The organism is Pontibacter chinhatensis, assembly GCF_900113285.1.
Classification (GTDB): Bacteria; Bacteroidota; Bacteroidia; order Cytophagales; family Hymenobacteraceae; genus Pontibacter; species Pontibacter chinhatensis.
Window position 1 is genome coordinate 1 of record NZ_FOOT01000008.1, and the last position, 15,324, is coordinate 15,324.

The window sequence follows — 15,324 nt, forward strand, 5'->3', positions numbered from 1 at the left end:
CTTCGCCTCATCCCCTGCCCCGCTCCTGCTGAACGGGAGGGCAAAAGTAGAAAACCTTTCCCGAAACGCAAACGCCCCGCCTAAAAAAAGATGGCACAACAGCGGAAATAGCTCAAGGTCAGGGGGAAAGTTTTCAAGGAGCCCGCCCCTTTCTCCCTAATAAGGCAACGAAAAAGCCCCGGATTGCTCCGGGGCTTTGTATTCTTTTCTTCGAATACAGCTTTTATACTTTAAGCACTTACTGCTTCTCTTCTTAGCGTGCTTTTTCTGTCTGGGCCTACCGACACGATTGTGATAGGAACCTGCAGGTGCTTCTCTAAAAACTGTAAGTAGTTATTGAATGCCTCTGGTAGCTCATCCACAGACTCTATCTTATTCAGATCAACTTTCCATCCTGGCAGTGTTTCATACACCGGTTGCAAACCTGCCTCTTCTAAGGAGTGCGGTACTTTATCCGTTATCTCCCCAGATGGCAATTTATAGTGCGTACATACTTGTATAGTATCGAACTCTGTCAGCACGTCTGCCTTCATCATGTTCAGTTGCGTTACGCCATTGAGCATGATGCTATACTTTAGTGTTGGCAGGTCTACCCAGCCAGTGCGGCGAGGACGACCAGTAGTAGAGCCAAACTCACGACCAGCCTGACGAATCTCCTCCCCTACTTCATCCAGAAGCTCTGTTGGGAAAGGGCCGCTGCCTACGCGGGTGCAGTACGCTTTAAATATACCGTATACTTCGCCGATGTGCTTTGGCGCCACACCTAAACCTGTGCAGGCCCCTGCTACTATCGTGCTCGAAGAGGTCACAAACGGATAGGTACCAAAGTCTACGTCAAGTAATGCGCCCTGGGCGCCCTCGGCAAGTATGCGCTTCCCGTTCTGCAGGGCTTCGTTGATCATGTACTCAGAATCCACCAGTTGCAGGGAGCGCAGCTGATCTACTGCTTCAAAGAAATCCTTCTCCTGCTCACTTATCTCCAGCGTCTGACCATAGAACTCAACCGTTTTGCGGTGGCGCTCCACAAGCTTGTTGTATCTATCTCTGAAATCGCTGGCTAGTATATCGCCTACTCTAAGGCCAACGCGGCCAATTTTGTCCTGGTACGTTGGGCCGATACCTTTCAGCGTTGAGCCAATCTTGCCACTCCCCAACGCCTCTTCTGACACGCGGTCAAGCACTTTATGCGACGGAAGTATAAGCGAGGCCTTCTTGGAAACGTAGAGGTTTTTAGTCGCGTCTACTCCACGGTCCTGCAGTTTCTGAAGCTCTGTGCGGAACACCACAGGATCCAGCACTACGCCGTTGCCAATAATATTCTTGATCTCTGAATGGAAGATGCCCGAAGGAATCTGGTGCAATACATGCTTGGTGCCTTCAAACTCTAGCGTGTGGCCTGCATTCGGGCCTCCCTGGAAACGGGCTACTATATCATAGGTCGGGGCCAGTACGTCTACAATTTTGCCTTTGCCTTCGTCGCCCCACTGCAGACCTATTAAAATGTCAACTGCCATTTAAGTATTTAGTATGTTGATTCCTTTAAGAATTGTGCTGCGAACTCGTCGTTCTCAGCTATTGTAAATATTGCGTTCAGCTTGGTAACTATAAGGAGTTTGCGGATGTGGTCGGATGGCTTTATCAGCACCAGTTCCCCGCTCCGGTTCCTGAACTTTGTCAGCAGCGACACCAGCACGCCCATTCCACTGCTGTCCATAAAGCGAACGTGAGACAAATCCACAGCACAGAGCAGCACCTTTCCCTCCTGCAAGTCGTCCACAGCATCAATCATCTGCTGCGTATCCTTGCCCGCTATAAGGTCGCCCTCCAAACGGATGAACAGAATCTCATCCTTCAGCTCTGTCTGATACTTCATGCTTTTGTTCCTCTGTCGCTTTTTTTGCCCGGCAATCGCCGCACACACCATATAAGTTCAGGGAGTGGTGCAAGATATGAAAATTTAGCAGTTCGCCCACCATACTTTGAATCTGATGAACCCGCGGATCACAGAACTCCACCACCTTGTGGCATTCGGTGCAGATAACGTGGTCGTGCTGGCGGTAGCCGTAGGATTTCTCGTACTGCGCCAGGTTGCGCCCAAACTGATGCTTGCTTACCAGGTCGTTCTCTACCAGCAGGTCCAGGGTGTTGTATACGGTGGCCCGGCTCACGCGGTAGTTTTTGTTCTTCATGCTAATATAAAGCGATTCCACATCAAAGTGGCCGTCGCTGGAATAGATCTCCTCCAAGATGGCATAGCGCTCAGGTGTTTTACGTAAACCTTTGCTCTCCAAGTATGCCGTGAAGATCTTTTTTACTTCCTCGAACTTCTTTTTATCTAATGCCATTTTCTTTTTCTAAAGTATAAAACCCCTCTCTAGTCGAAGCGCTCCACTGTAAGTATGCCGTTTACCTTGCTCATGCGCTGGATTAGTTTATCGAGGTGGTTGGTATCGTTTACGAACACCATGATGTTTCCCTCAAAGATGCCGTCATTGGAGTCGATGGTGATGGAGCGCATGTTTACCTTAAGGCTCGTCGAGATCACTTTCGTCAGGTCGTTCACCAGGCCCACGCGGTCAGTACCCTTGATGCGGATACCCACCAGGAAGGCCAGCTCCTTCTGCTCCGTCCACTTGGTTTTAACAATGCGGTTACCGTAGTTAGACATAAGCTCTATGGCCCGTGTGCAGTTGGTGCGGTGTATTTCGATGCCGTCCTCCTCCGTCTGGAAGCCAAACACGTCATCGCCCGGAATGGGATTGCAGCACTTCGACATGCGGTAGTCCCAGTTATCGGTGGTCTCCCCTATCACGAGCATGTCCGAGTTCACCCCTCTAATCTTCTGCACTTCCCTGTCAAAGGATTTCGGGTCGAGCATAGAAGCGGCCTTATCCGTAGCAGCCGTAAAGATAACCTCCTTAATGTTCTTGATATCGATATGGCCGGTGGCAATTCTATAGTATAAATCCTGCAGTGCCGCCACATTAAAGAAGGCCTGCAGCTTGTTCATGTTCTGCTGGTTGTCGGCCACGCCAATGTGCTGCAGCCTGGCCTCCAGCATGGCCTTGCCCTGCTCCGACTTGTTTTTGCGTTCCTCACGCAAGGCGTCCTTAATGCGGGTGCGGGCCTTGGAGGTAACCACATATTGCAGCCACTCCTCGTTCGGCTTCTGCTTCTGCGAAGTCAGGATCTCTACCTGGTCCCCGTTCTTCAATTTATAGCTGAGCGGCACCAGCTTCTGGTTTACCTTGGCACCCAGGCAGTGCAGGCCGATTTGCGAGTGAATCTCAAACGCAAAATCCAGTGCCGTGGACTTGTCTGGAAGTATAATGAGCTCGCCTTTCGGTGTAAACACAAACACCTCTTCCACGAAAAGGTTTTTGCGGAACTCATCCATGAACTCCAGCGCGTTGGCTGTGTTGTTCTCCAGCATGTCGCGCACCTTGTTTATCCACTGCTCCAGGGCCGACTCTGCCGAGGCGGCGCCCTCCGCTTTATACTTCCAGTGGGCCGCGTAGCCGCGCTCGGCAATCTCGTCCATGCGCCGGGTGCGGATCTGTACCTCCACCCACTGCCCCGACTTACTCATCACGGTAGTGTGCAGCGACTCGTAGCCGTTAGACTTAGGCGTGTTCACCCAGTCGCGCAGGCGGTCGGGGTTGGGCTGGTAGAAGTCAGTTATAATAGAGTATACCTGCCAGCAGGCGGCTTTCTCGTTCTCGAGCGGCACGTCAAGTATAATCCGGACCGCAAACAGGTCGTAGATCTCATCAAAGGTGATGTTCTGCTTCTTTATCTTTTTAAGGATAGAGTAAATAGACTTAGGCCTGCCCTTGATGTTAAACTTAAAGCCATACTTGCGCAGCTCCTCCTCAATAGGGTGTATAAAGTCCTTGATAAACTTGTTGCGGGCGCTGCGCGTCTGCCGGATCTTCCGGGAGATGTCTTTATAGGTACCTGTATCGGTATACTTCAGGTATAAATCTTCGAGCTCCGATTTGATGGCGTACAAACCCAGGCGGTGCGCCAGCGGCGCATACAGGTACATGGTTTCGGAAGCTATCTTGAGCTGCTTGTGGCGCGGCATGCTGCCGAGCGTGCGCATGTTATGCAGACGGTCAGCCAGCTTAATAAGTATAACCCGCACATCATCGCTCAGCGTGAGGAGCATTTTCCGGAAGTTCTCGGCCTGCTGGGAGCTGCCGTAGTCGAATACGCCGGAGATTTTAGTAAGTCCCTCTATAATCTTGGCTACACTCGGGCCAAACTCGCGCTCAATGTCCGATATCTCCAGGTCGGTGTCCTCCACCACATCGTGCAGCAGGGCAGCCACAATGGAGGTGGTTCCCAACCCAATCTCCTCCACGGCTATCTGGGCCACAGCCAGGGGGTGCAGAATATAAGGTTCGCCAGACTTCCGGCGCATATCCTTGTGCGCCTCCAGAGAGGTATTGAAGGCCTTTTTGATGATCTTGGCATCGTTGTCCTTTAAAAAAGGCTTCGCATGCCGGAGCAACCTTCTGTAATGCCGCAGTATTTCTTTACGTTCTGCTTCTAAATCAATCATGTTTTACAACTATGACACGCATGTAGCCCGCTCTGCCGGCCCATACCTATAAATATATAAATAAGCTGGCTGTGTTATAAGTTTCAAATATAAGTGATTAAAACATGCTGCCAATACACCCTGCCCCCGAAAACTGAGGCCAAAGTATGAGTCGGTGCAAAAATATTTAAGAAATTTAGAGCAGTATATTGCATTTAAGAAATCGTTGCTTACCTTTGCAACACTAAAACAAAGAGCACACGCAAGCGGATGTGGCGAAATTGGTAGACGCACTAGACTTAGGATCTAGCGCTGCGAGGCATGGGGGTTCGAGTCCCTCCATCCGCACAAACAAAACACGACGAACCCTCAACATTCCCTGTTGGGGGTTTGTTTTTAATAGGTTATTCAGAAATCTTAAAAATTTATAAGCCTTGAATATTACATTAAACCAAACCGACAGCACCAATGCGCAACTGAAGGTGGTACTGGAAGAGGCGGACTACGCACCAAAGGTAGACCAGCAGGTAAAAGAATATAGCAAAAAAGCCCAGATCAAAGGTTTCAGACCTGGCAAAGTGCCTGCAGGGCTTGTAAAGAAAATGTACGGCAAGAGCATCCTGGTGGAGCAGATCAACAAGACGCTTCAGGAGGAGATCTCTAAGTACATCCGTGAAAACGACGTGAAACTGCTGGGCGAGCCGCTTCCGGTGGCAGAGCAGCCAGAAATAGACTGGGACAACCAGAAAACATTTGAGTTTACGTATGAGGTAGGCTTGCTGCCAGACTTCAACCTTCCGCTGGACAAAAGCGTAGAGGGCTACAAAGTTGAGCTGGACCAGAAAACAGTAGACGAGGCATACGAGAACCTGAAGCGCCAGTTCGGCAAAACAACTAACCCGGAGACAGTAGAGCAGGGCGACTTTGTGTCTGGCGAGCTGAAGCAGCTGGAAGGCGACTTCCAGTCTAAAACGCTTATCCCGACGAGCCGTATCGTGGAGGGCGCAGACAAGTTTGTTGGCGCTAAAGTGGACGACGTTATCCGTTTCGACATCCGCAAGACGTTTGGCGACGACAATGCTGCCCTGGCGCACGTAACCGGCCTGAGCAAAGAGGTGGTAGCTGACCTGAACGGTGAGTTTGAGTTCATCGTGGAGAAGATCAACCGTACAGAGCCTGCCGAGCTGAACGAAGAACTTTTCGACAAGCTTTTCGGTAAAGACGAAGTAAAAACAGAGGAAGAGTTCGACGCCAAGATCCGCGAGACAATCCTGGAGAACTACGAGCGTGAGGCTGACAACCTGCTGTACCGCAACATCATCGACACCCTTGTTGACAACGTAGAGGCTGAAATCCCGACTGAGTTCTTCAAGCGCTGGATACAGGTAACGAACGATGGCAAACTGACTGCCGAGCAGATCGAGGAGAACTTCGACAAGTATGTTCGTGAGCTGAAGTGGTCTATGATCAAGAACAAGGTGGTTGAGGAGAACGACCTGAAGGTAACGAACGAGGAAGTAGTTGAGGCTACCAAAGAGAAAATGCTGGCCCAGTTTAACATGCCAGAGGTGCCTGAGGAGCTGATGGAGAGCATGAATAACTATGCCCAGCAGTATCTGCAGCAGGACAATGGCCGTAACTATATTAATGAGTACGAGCAATTGCTGGCCGAGAAGGTGCTCGCAAAACTTAAGGAGAAGATGACTGTTGTAGAGAAGACCATTACATCAGAGGACTTCCGAAATATGTCGCTCTAAACGAGGCGCGCACATATAACTTTTAATAAAAAAGTCCTTCGGAATTAGAAGGACTTTTTTATTTTTGATAAAACCGTAAACCTAAACAAAATGATGTTTAACAAAGACGAGTTCCGCAAATTTGCTGTAAAAGGCCAGGGCATGAGCAGCCTGGGCGTAGACCAATATATTAATCATGTAGAAGGCAGAGCCATGCACACCATCGAAAGCATGACTCGCTCGGTAATTGAGGAACGCCCCACTAACTTCCGTGAGATCGACGTGTTCTCGCGCCTGATCATGGACCGCATTATTTTCCTGGGCACGCAGGTGGATGACTTCATTGCCAATATCATCACGGCACAGTTGCTGTTCCTGGAGTCGGCGGATGCCAAGAAAGACATCCTGCTCTATATCAACAGCCCGGGTGGTTCTGTGTATGCCGGCCTCGGTATTTACGACACCATGCAGTACGTAAGCCCTGATGTGGCTACCATCTGCACCGGCCTGGCTGCTTCGATGGGTGCTGTGTTGCTGGCCGGAGGTGCCAAGAACAAGCGCTCTGCCCTACCGCACGCCCGCATCATGATTCACCAGCCAATGGGCGGCGCACAGGGCCAGGCATCTGATATTGAGATCACTGCCCGCGAAATCCTGAAGCTGAAGAAAGAGCTCTACGAAATACTGGCAGAGCACTCAGGCAAAACATACCAGGAAATCTATGATAACTCAGACCGCGATTACTGGATGCGTGCTGAGGAAGCCAAAGAGTATGGCCTGATAGACGAGGTACTGATCCGCAAGGCGTAAATAGCCAAGCGTACAAAGTATAAATAATACAATATAAAGGCCTGCATAGATATTCTGTGCAGGCCTTTTATTTTGTACCGCACACGCACGGCACTGCCTCCTCAAGAGTTGCTTTTTGTAATTATTTTCAGGTGCTGCAAAAAACTTATCCACATCCCCCTGTGCATATCGCACCACTTCAACTTATTGGTTTAAAGCATATTACAATAAAATAGGAAAATATTTATTTTAAGATAAACATCCCTGTTTCGATTGTATCCGGATGTTGGCATTTAAATTTTTCTGTCTTCATAAGTGTTCAATTTTGTACCTTTGCTTTACGCATTTGTAAAAGCTGCGTAAACTACTCTGGATCAATCGTTTCTTATGGCAGAAATTACTTGCTCATTTTGCGGCAAAAACAAGAAGGACGTTTCGGTGATGATCTCCGGCATCAACGCGCATATCTGCGACCGTTGTATCGGACAGGCACAACAGATTTTGAATGAGGAGAACAAGATTCGCGCAAGCAGTCGTACTCCGAAATTCAACCTGATGAAGCCGAAGGAAATGAAGGCTTACCTTGACCAATTTGTGGTGGGACAGGACGAGGCGAAGAAGGTGATGTCGGTGGCGGTGTATAACCACTACAAGCGCCTGATGCAGCAACCTGCCGACGACGATGTGGTGATCGAGAAGTCGAACATCATCATGGTGGGCGAAACCGGTACAGGCAAAACCTACCTGGCCCGCATGATGGCCGGCATTCTGCAGGTGCCTTTCTGTATTGCCGACGCTACCGTGCTTACGGAGGCTGGTTATGTGGGCGAGGACGTGGAAAGTATACTTACCCGCCTGCTACAGGCCGCCGACTACAACGTAGAGGCAGCCGAGCGCGGCATCGTGTACATCGACGAGATTGACAAAATTGCCCGTAAGAGCGATAACCCCTCCATCACCCGCGACGTGAGCGGCGAGGGTGTGCAGCAGGCGCTGCTGAAACTGCTGGAGGGAACCACCGTGAACGTGCCGCCGCAAGGAGGCCGTAAGCACCCGGAGCAGAAAATGATCACCGTGAACACGGAAAACATCCTGTTCATCTGCGGTGGTGCCTTCGTAGGAATCGACCGTTTGATCAAAAACCGACTGAACACGCGCCCTATCGGCTTCTCGAAGTCTAAGATGGACGAGGTGGCCGAAAGCGAAAGCTTCCTGAAGTACCTGACGGCGCAGGATTTGAAAAACTTCGGCCTGATTCCGGAGTTGATTGGCCGTCTGCCCGTACTCACGCACCTGAACCCACTGGACAAGGAGACCCTGCGCCTGATCCTGCTCGAACCGAAGAACTCTATCGTGAAGCAGTACAAGCGCCTGTTCCAGATGGAAAACATTGAGCTGACGTTTGACGAGCAGGCCCTGGAGTATATCGTGGAGAAGGCTTCGGAGTATAAGCTTGGCGCCCGCGGTTTGCGCTCCATCTGCGAGGGCATCATGACAGACGCTATGTTCGAGTTGCCGTCGGAGGAAGGAACCAAGGAACTGATTATCACCGGCGACTATGCCCGCGAGAAATTTGAGAAATCGAGCCTGAAACAGCTGAAAGTAGCCTAAGGTAATTAAAGTATAAAAAAGAGGGCTGGCCAAAATTTTGGCCAGCCCTCTTTTTTATACTTTATACTTTGCCCGTGCTTATACTTCCAGGTAATCATCTTCCCAACCTTCCTCCAAGGCACTGTCGGAGGAGGCGCGGATGAGCAGCACGGATATCATTAAACCAGTCAGCCCTAAGGCGATTAATAGCGATTTCATAGTTTCGGGGTTTAGGTGTACAGCGATTTCTCCTGCCAACTTATAGCAGATTTTTCTATACGGTTACCCGCCGTGGGTAGGTTTAGCTTTATACTTGCTCAGCCTTCAAATAGCCCACCATCAGTTCTGCGGCACGTTCTGCGGTTCTAAAATCACCGATCTTTTTACGCACCAGCGCGTAGCCCTCCTGCTGCTTCTGCATAAAGTGCTTGTCAAACAGCACCCGCTTTAGCTCTGCCACAATCTGCTTGGCGGTAAACTCCTCCTGGATCAGCTCGGTTACCACGGGCTTATCTGCTATTAAATTCACCAGCGAGATATAAGGCACCTTGATCACCATCTTACCGATAGTATAGGAAATGGCGCTCGTCTTGTAGCACACCACCTGCGGCACGCCAAACAAAGCTGTCTCCAAAGTGGCTGTACCCGAGGTCACCAGCGCCGCCTTGGCATGCGAGAGCAGGTCGTAGGTCTGATCGTAGACGATCTTGATGTTGGGGTCCTTGTTGTACTGCTCGTAGTAGTCTTTGGAGAAATTGCTCACGCCGGCTACCACAAACTGAAAATCGCGGAAGTTGGGCAGCACGCTCAGCATCACGTGCAGCATGTTCTCTATCTCCTGGCGGCGGCTGCCCGGAAGTATGGCAATGATGGGCTTGTTGTTGTAAAGCTTGTTTTTGGCGCGGAAATCAGCACAGGCTACATGGTCGGTTACCGAGTCGTTCACGGGGTTACCTACATAATCCACCTTGTAGTCGAAGCGACCGTAGAAGTCCTCCTCAAAGGGCATAATGACGAACATGCGGTCCACTACCTTTTTGATGCCGTGCACGCGCCCCTGGTTCCAGGCCCAGATTTTGGGAGAGATGTAATAAAACACCTTTATTCCCTGCTTTTTGGCAAACCGGGCGATACGCATGTTAAAGCCGGCGTAATCCACCAGAATCACCACGTCCGGCTGGTAGCGCCTGATATCTTGCTTGGCCTCTTTCAGGAAACCCAGGATCTTGCGCAGGCTCCTGAGCACCTCGGCAAACCCCATAAAGGCCATCTCCTGGTAGTGGCGCACCAAATCCATGCCGGCTGCCTGCATCATATCACCACCCCAGCCCCTAATCTGCGCCTCCGGGTCTTGCTTGCGGAGTTGTTTGATCAGGTTAGACGCGTGCAGGTCGCCGGAGCGCTCGCCGGCTATGATATAATACTTCATGGGGTAAAGGGTCTTTTGGAGATCGTAAAATAAGGATAGCTGCGGAAAAGTATAGGCCGCTCACTAAATTATTCTCCAAAATACTCTACGTAGTTGCGTGGGGTTTCGTAAAGCTTCAGGCTGTGCAGCGTGGCGTTGTTTTTAGAGATTTCCTTCACGCGCGGCTCCAGGATTTTCCAGAACTCCACCACCAGGTTCTCGGTGCTGGCCAGCTTATCCTCCATAAAAGCCACATCCAGGTTCAGGTTTTTGTGGTCCACCTTATCGATGATGTGGGTGCGGATAAGGGTGCTGAGCTTCTTCAGGTCGATCACAAAGCCAGTGTCCGGGTCGGGCATGCCCTTTACCGTCACGATCAGCTCGTAGTTGTGCCCGTGCCAATTAGTGTTGGCGCATGGCCCGAAAACCTCCTTGTTCTTAGCCAACGACCAATTCGGGTTGAATAACTTGTGAGCTGCGTTAAAGTGCTCTAACCTGCTAACGTAAATCATTTATTCTTTAAAATTGTAATTCTTTTTGAACAGCAAATATACAAAGAAAGGAACACCAAAGAACGAAGTAATAATTCCGATAGGCAGCCCGGCAGGCGGATAAATTATGCGGGAGAGCAAATCGCAGAGCAGCATGAACAAACCGCCGATAAAAGCGCACAGCAGCAGGTTGCCCCTGCCCGTTGCGCCCAGCAGCCCACGCGTGACATGCGGAATTATCAGCCCGACAAACCCGATTGGCCCGGAAGTGGCCACGGCAAAGCCCGTCACTACCGATACCGTACCAAGTATAACCCAACGCGTTTGCGCCACTTGGATGCCCAACGCCTGCGCTCTTTCCTCGCCCAGTAAAAGTATATTCAATTGTTTCTGATAGAAGGCAAACAGCAGCAAGGCTATACTTAACGCCGCCGCCGGATAAGGCACCATCTCCCAACTGGCCCGCTCAAAGCTCCCCATCGACCAGAACACCACCGACCGCAGCTTGCCTTCCGAGTCGGAAAGAAAGGTGAGCAAGCCCACCATGGCCGTTACCAACGAACTTAGCGCAATGCCGGCCAGCAGCAGCTGCGCCGGAATGATTTGGCGTTTGCGGTAGCCCAGCATCACCACCACCAGCGTCACCACGAAGGCACCGGCCAGGGCAAACACCGGCGGCAAGTATAAACCGGCCACCGTCATCGGTACAAAGCCAAAGAATACGATTACGGCGCCTAGCGAGGCGCCCGAGGCCGTGCCCAGCAAGTAGGGATCGGCCAGTCCGTTGTTCACCATGGCTTGCATCAGGTACCCGCAAAAAGCAAGCGAAGCCCCTACTACCAAAGCAAGTATAAGGCGCGGCAGACGCAAATGAAGTATGGCAAAGTGGGTGGTATCGTCAGGTTTATACTTGGTGAGCGCATTAAAAATCGTCGCCGCGTCCGTGTCGAAAGAGCCAACCTGCAGCCCCAACAGCATGACCACCAGAATGAGCAGCAGGGCAAGTATAAAGTATAAACTCCGCCGTATCATGGATACAGGAAGCCCTCCAGCTCCCGCAGCGACTCCACCACCCGCGGGCTGGGCCGCGACATCAGGTTGTCGTCTGGTTTATAGATGCGATTTTGTTGGTAAGCCTTGATGCGCCGCAGCTCCGGGTACAGGTTAAAGAACTTCTCCTCCAGTTCCTCCTTTGTCCCGCCCAGCAGTACATCCGGGTTGAGCTTGAGCACATACTCCCGCGTGAGCGCCGGGTAGGGCTGCTCAAATACTTCCTGCACGGCATTCTCGGCCCCAAGGATGCGCAGCTTGTCGGTAAAGATGGTGTTTTGCCCGTACACATAAATCGGGTCGCTCCAGGTAATAGCTAATACTTTTTGTGGCTCCTGCTTCCGGTGACGTGCCTTTATACTTGCCACCTCCTGCCGCAGCGAGTCCGTCAGCTGCCGCGCCTGTTGCTCCCGGCCCATGATGCGGCCAATGTCCTCTATCCCGGTAAAAATATCCTCCACCGTTCTATACTTTTGGTAGTATACCGGCACGCCCAGTTGCTGCAGGCGCTCGGCCACTTCCAGCGGCGTGATGCCCTCCACGGTAAAAATTAGGTCCGGCTTCAGGGCCAGCACCTGCTCGTAATCCACGGGGTAATTGCTCACCAGCGGTTTTCGGTACACTGCTTCCGGGTAATCGTCGGTAGGCGTTCGGGCGGTGATGGTGCTGGTGTCGAGCACGGCGTAGAGCATCTCCGACATCGAGGAGGCAAAGGCGAACACGCGCTCCGGCTTTCTCTGCAGCGTCAGTTCACGGCCCAGGTCATCGGTCAGCACCAGCGCCTCCTGCGGCGGCCTCTCCGGCTGACTGCACGATAACAGCAGCAGGCAAAGTATAGTATGAAGTATAAATCTGGATCGTCTCAACGTATAGATGCCTGGCACGGGGCAGGCGGCTCGGTTTATTTTCGTAAATTTAACGCAATTTTAGATACAGGCTTAACAAAGAAATATGATAGTAGTAACAGGCGCCGCCGGTTTCATTGCCAGCTGCCTCGTGGGCAGGCTGAACCAGGACAACTTCAACGATATCGTGGTGGTGGACAACTTCTCCGTCGCTAAAAAGGAAGACAACCTGAAGGGCAAGCACATAAAAGAGTATGTAGACCGCGAGAACTTTTTTGAGTGGCTCGACGAGCACTACGAGGAGGTGGAGTTCATCTTCCACCTGGGCGCCCGCACCGACACCACCGAGTTTAACAAGGATGTGTTCGACCTGCTGAACCTGAACTATTCCAAGCAGATGTGGAATGCCTGCGCCGAGTACCAGATTCCACTGGTATATGCCTCCTCGGCGGCTACGTACGGCTCCGGCACGCTGGGCTACGACGATAATGAAGAAATCATCCCGCTCTTAAAACCGCTAAACCCGTACGGCGATTCGAAAAACGACTTCGATATATGGGCGCTGCAGCAAACCGCGAAGCCGTTCTTCTGGGCTGGCCTCAAGTTTTTCAACGTGTACGGCCCCAACGAGTACCACAAGGGCAAGATGGCCTCGGTAATTTTCCATGCCTATAACCAGATAAAAGAGCGCGGAAGCATGAAGCTGTTCCGCTCCCATAACCCGGAGTATGCCGACGGCGAGCAGATGCGCGACTTTGTGTATGTGAAGGACGTGGTGGACGTGTGTATGTTCCTGATGCACCACCGCAAGAACTCCGGCATCTACAACCTCGGCTCCGGCAAGGCCCGCACCTTTATGGCGCTTGCCCTGAATACCTTTGAGGCCATGGGCGTGGAGGCAAACATCGAGTTTATGGACACCCCCGAGAACCTGCGCGACAACTACCAGTACTTCACCGAAGCCAACATGCAAAAGCTGCGCTCCATCGGCTACGACAAGCCTTTTTATACTTTAGAAGAAGGCGTGAAAGATTACGTGCAGAACTATCTGATGGAGGGCAAATATTACTAGACCGGTGATAACGGGGATTACCTTGATATTATAAATATTTATCTCGAGGGCAAGTATAGGAGCTAAACTATACTTGCCCTTTTACTTTGATGCTGTATCTTGAGGCTCTTTATACTTCAGGAAACCAGATTTATACTTATGAAGCACTTAGTAGCCCTTGCCATACTTTGCTGCCTTGGCTTTGCAGCAAGCGCCCAAACACCTAACCCTAGCTACAACAAAGCCCTTGCCGACTCGCTGGGTGCTGACGCGTATGGCATGAAGCAATACGTGCTGGTTATACTTAAAACCGGCTCCAACACCACCACTGACAAAGAAAAGTTGAATAGCTATTTCCGTGGGCATATGGAAAACATCGGCCGGTTGGCTAAGGAAGGAAAACTGGTGGTAGCCGGGCCGCTAGGCAAGAACGACAATGCCTACCGCGGCATTTTTATACTTGACGTGAAGACGATAGAAGAAGCGCAGAAACTGGTGGAAACGGACCCGGCCGTTAAGGCAAAGATATTTGAGGTGGAGCTGTACCCCTGGTATGGCTCCGCTGCGTTGCCGGTTTACCTAGAGACACATCGTAAAATTGAGCAGCAAAGGCCATAGCTCTACTCTTAAATTAATGACATAGAAGAGCCCCATCTGCCGACTTGGTTCAGCAGATGGGGATTTTTATTATTGCTGATTACTTGATACTTACTCCTCTTCCTTGTAAGTCAGCAGGTGGTTTGCATCCTTCACAAATAGTCCGGACAAAGTGCCGACATACACCTTCTCTTTCACTTTGGCTATAGAGTTAATAAAGTGCCCCTCCAAGCCTGCATTGTCCAACTCCTTGACAGACATTCCTGAATCTAGATCTACCTTAAATAGTTGGCTGTTATAACTAGCCAGCAAGAGCGTGTCATTCACCGGATAATAAGATAGCATCTCTGCCGCACTGCTAAGATCAGCTGCTCGTGTCCAGTTACCACCAGTAGCTGACACATACAAGCTATTCGACTGCCGCGGTCCATTCCATGTGATGGCATACAGGTTTCCTTTATGCGGAAAAATTGCTGTCACTATTTGATCAGAAAGTATAGGCTCCACCGTTCCGTCTTCTGAGACTCTGACGAACCCATTATCTGTAGATAAATAAAAGTAATCCCCATAAGCTTTGATATAGCGTACAATACTGCTTCGCAATGGGTAATTGAGAACTCTAGCTTCTTGCAGGGTTACTTTCTCATAAAAACCATCTGACTCTACAGTCAATTTAACCAACAGGAACCTTCTTCCTAAATGCTCATTCTTCTCCTTATCATAAGCATAGTAGGGAACAAGAGCCACATTATTTTCCGATAGGCCTATAGCTTCAACGCTATTTGACATTATCAGCTCAAATGATCTGAAGTGCGGATCAACCTGATCCATGATAATCGTAAGATAGGAGCCCATATCTACTGGGTTCAGGCTGGACCTAAAAACTAAAGCGTCCTTAAATGCCCCGACAAAAACCTTTCGATTTAGCGGCAGCTTATGTTCAGCAAGGCCGTTATAATAATGATAAGCGTGCTCTACCTTCTCCTCTCCCGCAGCCAGTGACACCTTGGAGAATAAATTTAACCCCAGTACATACAGGCGATCATCTGTACCATGGAGGTTGGCAATAAACCGACGGTTGTGTATAAATTCCTTGTGGGCCTCCCAGGTAACAGGCGGGGCTAACTCAATTTCATCAAGCTCTTTTTTGTTGCAAGATACTAGCAGCAGCGGGAGGAAGAGCAGTAGCAAGAAGTGTCTCATAGCAGGTAAGGGGTTAGG

At 50.6% G+C, this 15,324-nt stretch carries 14 protein-coding genes and 1 tRNA gene; 6 read left to right on the forward strand and 9 right to left on the reverse strand.

The window, feature by feature from the left end; genetic code table 11:
• Window positions 1-230: 230 nt before the first annotated feature.
• From BM040_RS18280 to BM040_RS18295, 4 genes are read right to left on the reverse strand one after another with little or no spacing between them, the layout of a single operon-like run.
• Window positions 231-1,514 carry an adenylosuccinate synthase gene (locus BM040_RS18280; RefSeq protein WP_092104605.1) on the reverse strand — a complete coding sequence of 428 codons (1,284 nt, stop codon included), beginning with the start codon at window positions 1,512-1,514 and terminating at the stop codon, window positions 231-233.
• Between the two features lie 8 nt (window positions 1,515-1,522).
• Window positions 1,523-1,873 (reverse strand): STAS domain-containing protein, encoded by a 351-nt coding sequence (locus BM040_RS18285; protein WP_092104607.1) that lies wholly within the window; start codon window positions 1,871-1,873, stop codon window positions 1,523-1,525.
• The gene (locus BM040_RS18290; RefSeq protein ID WP_092104610.1) at window positions 1,845-2,345 is read right to left on the reverse strand and encodes a Fur family transcriptional regulator; all 501 of its coding nucleotides are present in this window, start codon (window positions 2,343-2,345) and stop codon (window positions 1,845-1,847) included. Before BM040_RS18290 ends, BM040_RS18285 begins: the two co-directional genes overlap by 29 nt.
• Window positions 2,346-2,374: 29 nt before the next feature.
• On the reverse strand, window positions 2,375-4,567 hold the full coding sequence (locus BM040_RS18295; protein WP_092104612.1) for a RelA/SpoT family protein: 2,193 nt from the start codon (window positions 4,565-4,567) through the stop codon (window positions 2,375-2,377).
• A gap of 245 nt (window positions 4,568-4,812) precedes the next feature.
• Here BM040_RS18295 and BM040_RS18300 point away from each other — a divergent pair.
• The 4 genes from BM040_RS18300 to clpX all read left to right on the forward strand — a co-directional run bounded on the left by BM040_RS18300 (window position 4,813) and on the right by clpX (window position 8,682).
• Window positions 4,813-4,894, forward strand: a tRNA-Leu gene (locus BM040_RS18300).
• Window positions 4,895-4,980: 86 nt separating this feature from the next.
• On the forward strand, window positions 4,981-6,303 hold the full coding sequence (tig, locus tag BM040_RS18305; protein ID WP_092104614.1) for a trigger factor: 1,323 nt from the start codon (window positions 4,981-4,983) through the stop codon (window positions 6,301-6,303).
• A gap of 93 nt (window positions 6,304-6,396) precedes the next feature.
• The gene (locus BM040_RS18310) at window positions 6,397-7,092 is read left to right on the forward strand and encodes a ClpP family protease (RefSeq protein WP_262502478.1); all 696 of its coding nucleotides are present in this window, start codon (window positions 6,397-6,399) and stop codon (window positions 7,090-7,092) included.
• Window positions 7,093-7,458: 366 nt separating this feature from the next.
• A complete protein-coding gene (gene clpX / locus BM040_RS18315; RefSeq protein WP_092104618.1) occupies window positions 7,459-8,682 on the forward strand; it encodes an ATP-dependent Clp protease ATP-binding subunit ClpX in 1,224 nt (407 codons plus the stop codon).
• A gap of 286 nt (window positions 8,683-8,968) precedes the next feature.
• On the opposite strand, the gene lpxB is transcribed toward clpX, so the two are convergent.
• From lpxB to BM040_RS18335, 4 genes are all read right to left on the reverse strand, one after another.
• On the reverse strand, window positions 8,969-10,090 hold the full coding sequence (gene lpxB / locus BM040_RS18320) for a lipid-A-disaccharide synthase (RefSeq protein ID WP_092104620.1): 1,122 nt from the start codon (window positions 10,088-10,090) through the stop codon (window positions 8,969-8,971).
• A gap of 68 nt (window positions 10,091-10,158) precedes the next feature.
• Window positions 10,159-10,581 carry a 6-pyruvoyl trahydropterin synthase family protein gene (locus BM040_RS18325; RefSeq protein WP_092104622.1) on the reverse strand — a complete coding sequence of 141 codons (423 nt, stop codon included), beginning with the start codon at window positions 10,579-10,581 and terminating at the stop codon, window positions 10,159-10,161.
• Complete coding sequence (locus tag BM040_RS18330) at window positions 10,582-11,592, reverse strand: FecCD family ABC transporter permease (RefSeq protein WP_245756292.1); 1,011 nt, start codon at window positions 11,590-11,592, stop codon at window positions 10,582-10,584. It lies immediately after the preceding gene.
• A complete protein-coding gene (locus tag BM040_RS18335; RefSeq protein WP_175491122.1) occupies window positions 11,589-12,476 on the reverse strand; it encodes an ABC transporter substrate-binding protein in 888 nt (295 codons plus the stop codon). The genes BM040_RS18330 and BM040_RS18335 overlap by 4 nt, the downstream gene beginning before the upstream one ends.
• A gap of 85 nt (window positions 12,477-12,561) precedes the next feature.
• Between BM040_RS18335 and rfaD the strand changes: the two genes are divergently transcribed.
• Together rfaD and BM040_RS18345 are read left to right on the forward strand one after the other, a co-directional pair.
• Window positions 12,562-13,527: an ADP-glyceromanno-heptose 6-epimerase gene (rfaD, locus tag BM040_RS18340; RefSeq protein ID WP_092104624.1), complete on the forward strand. Its 966-nt coding sequence runs from the start codon at window positions 12,562-12,564 to the stop codon at window positions 13,525-13,527.
• A gap of 138 nt (window positions 13,528-13,665) precedes the next feature.
• Entirely contained in the window at window positions 13,666-14,124 is a 459-nt protein-coding gene (locus BM040_RS18345; RefSeq protein WP_092104626.1) for a YciI family protein, read from the forward strand.
• 90 nt (window positions 14,125-14,214) lie between these two features.
• Here the strand turns inward: BM040_RS18345 and BM040_RS18350 are convergent, their stop codons facing one another.
• Window positions 14,215-15,306: a hypothetical protein gene (locus BM040_RS18350; protein ID WP_092104627.1), complete on the reverse strand. Its 1,092-nt coding sequence runs from the start codon at window positions 15,304-15,306 to the stop codon at window positions 14,215-14,217.
• Window positions 15,307-15,324: the final 18 nt, after the last annotated feature.

What these genes read in the sequence shown, in the direction of transcription:
- BM040_RS18325 (WP_092104622.1), bottom strand. Translation starts at nt 10,581, where the DNA reads ATGATTTACGTTAGCAGGTTAGAGCACTTTAACGCAGCTCACAAGTTA.
- BM040_RS18295 (WP_092104612.1), bottom strand. Translation starts at nt 4,567, where the DNA reads ATGATTGATTTAGAAGCAGAACGTAAAGAAATACTGCGGCATTACAGA.
- lpxB (WP_092104620.1), bottom strand. Translation starts at nt 10,090, where the DNA reads ATGAAGTATTATATCATAGCCGGCGAGCGCTCCGGCGACCTGCACGCG.
- clpX (WP_092104618.1), top strand. Translation starts at nt 7,459, where the DNA reads ATGGCAGAAATTACTTGCTCATTTTGCGGCAAAAACAAGAAGGACGTT.
- BM040_RS18330 (WP_245756292.1), bottom strand. Translation starts at nt 11,592, where the DNA reads ATGATACGGCGGAGTTTATACTTTATACTTGCCCTGCTGCTCATTCTG.
- BM040_RS18345 (WP_092104626.1), top strand. Translation starts at nt 13,666, where the DNA reads ATGAAGCACTTAGTAGCCCTTGCCATACTTTGCTGCCTTGGCTTTGCA.
- BM040_RS18310 (WP_262502478.1), top strand. Translation starts at nt 6,397, where the DNA reads ATGTTTAACAAAGACGAGTTCCGCAAATTTGCTGTAAAAGGCCAGGGC.
- BM040_RS18350 (WP_092104627.1), bottom strand. Translation starts at nt 15,306, where the DNA reads ATGAGACACTTCTTGCTACTGCTCTTCCTCCCGCTGCTGCTAGTATCT.
- BM040_RS18290 (WP_092104610.1), bottom strand. Translation starts at nt 2,345, where the DNA reads ATGGCATTAGATAAAAAGAAGTTCGAGGAAGTAAAAAAGATCTTCACG.
- BM040_RS18280 (WP_092104605.1), bottom strand. Translation starts at nt 1,514, where the DNA reads ATGGCAGTTGACATTTTAATAGGTCTGCAGTGGGGCGACGAAGGCAAA.
- BM040_RS18285 (WP_092104607.1), bottom strand. Translation starts at nt 1,873, where the DNA reads ATGAAGTATCAGACAGAGCTGAAGGATGAGATTCTGTTCATCCGTTTG.
- rfaD (WP_092104624.1), top strand. Translation starts at nt 12,562, where the DNA reads ATGATAGTAGTAACAGGCGCCGCCGGTTTCATTGCCAGCTGCCTCGTG.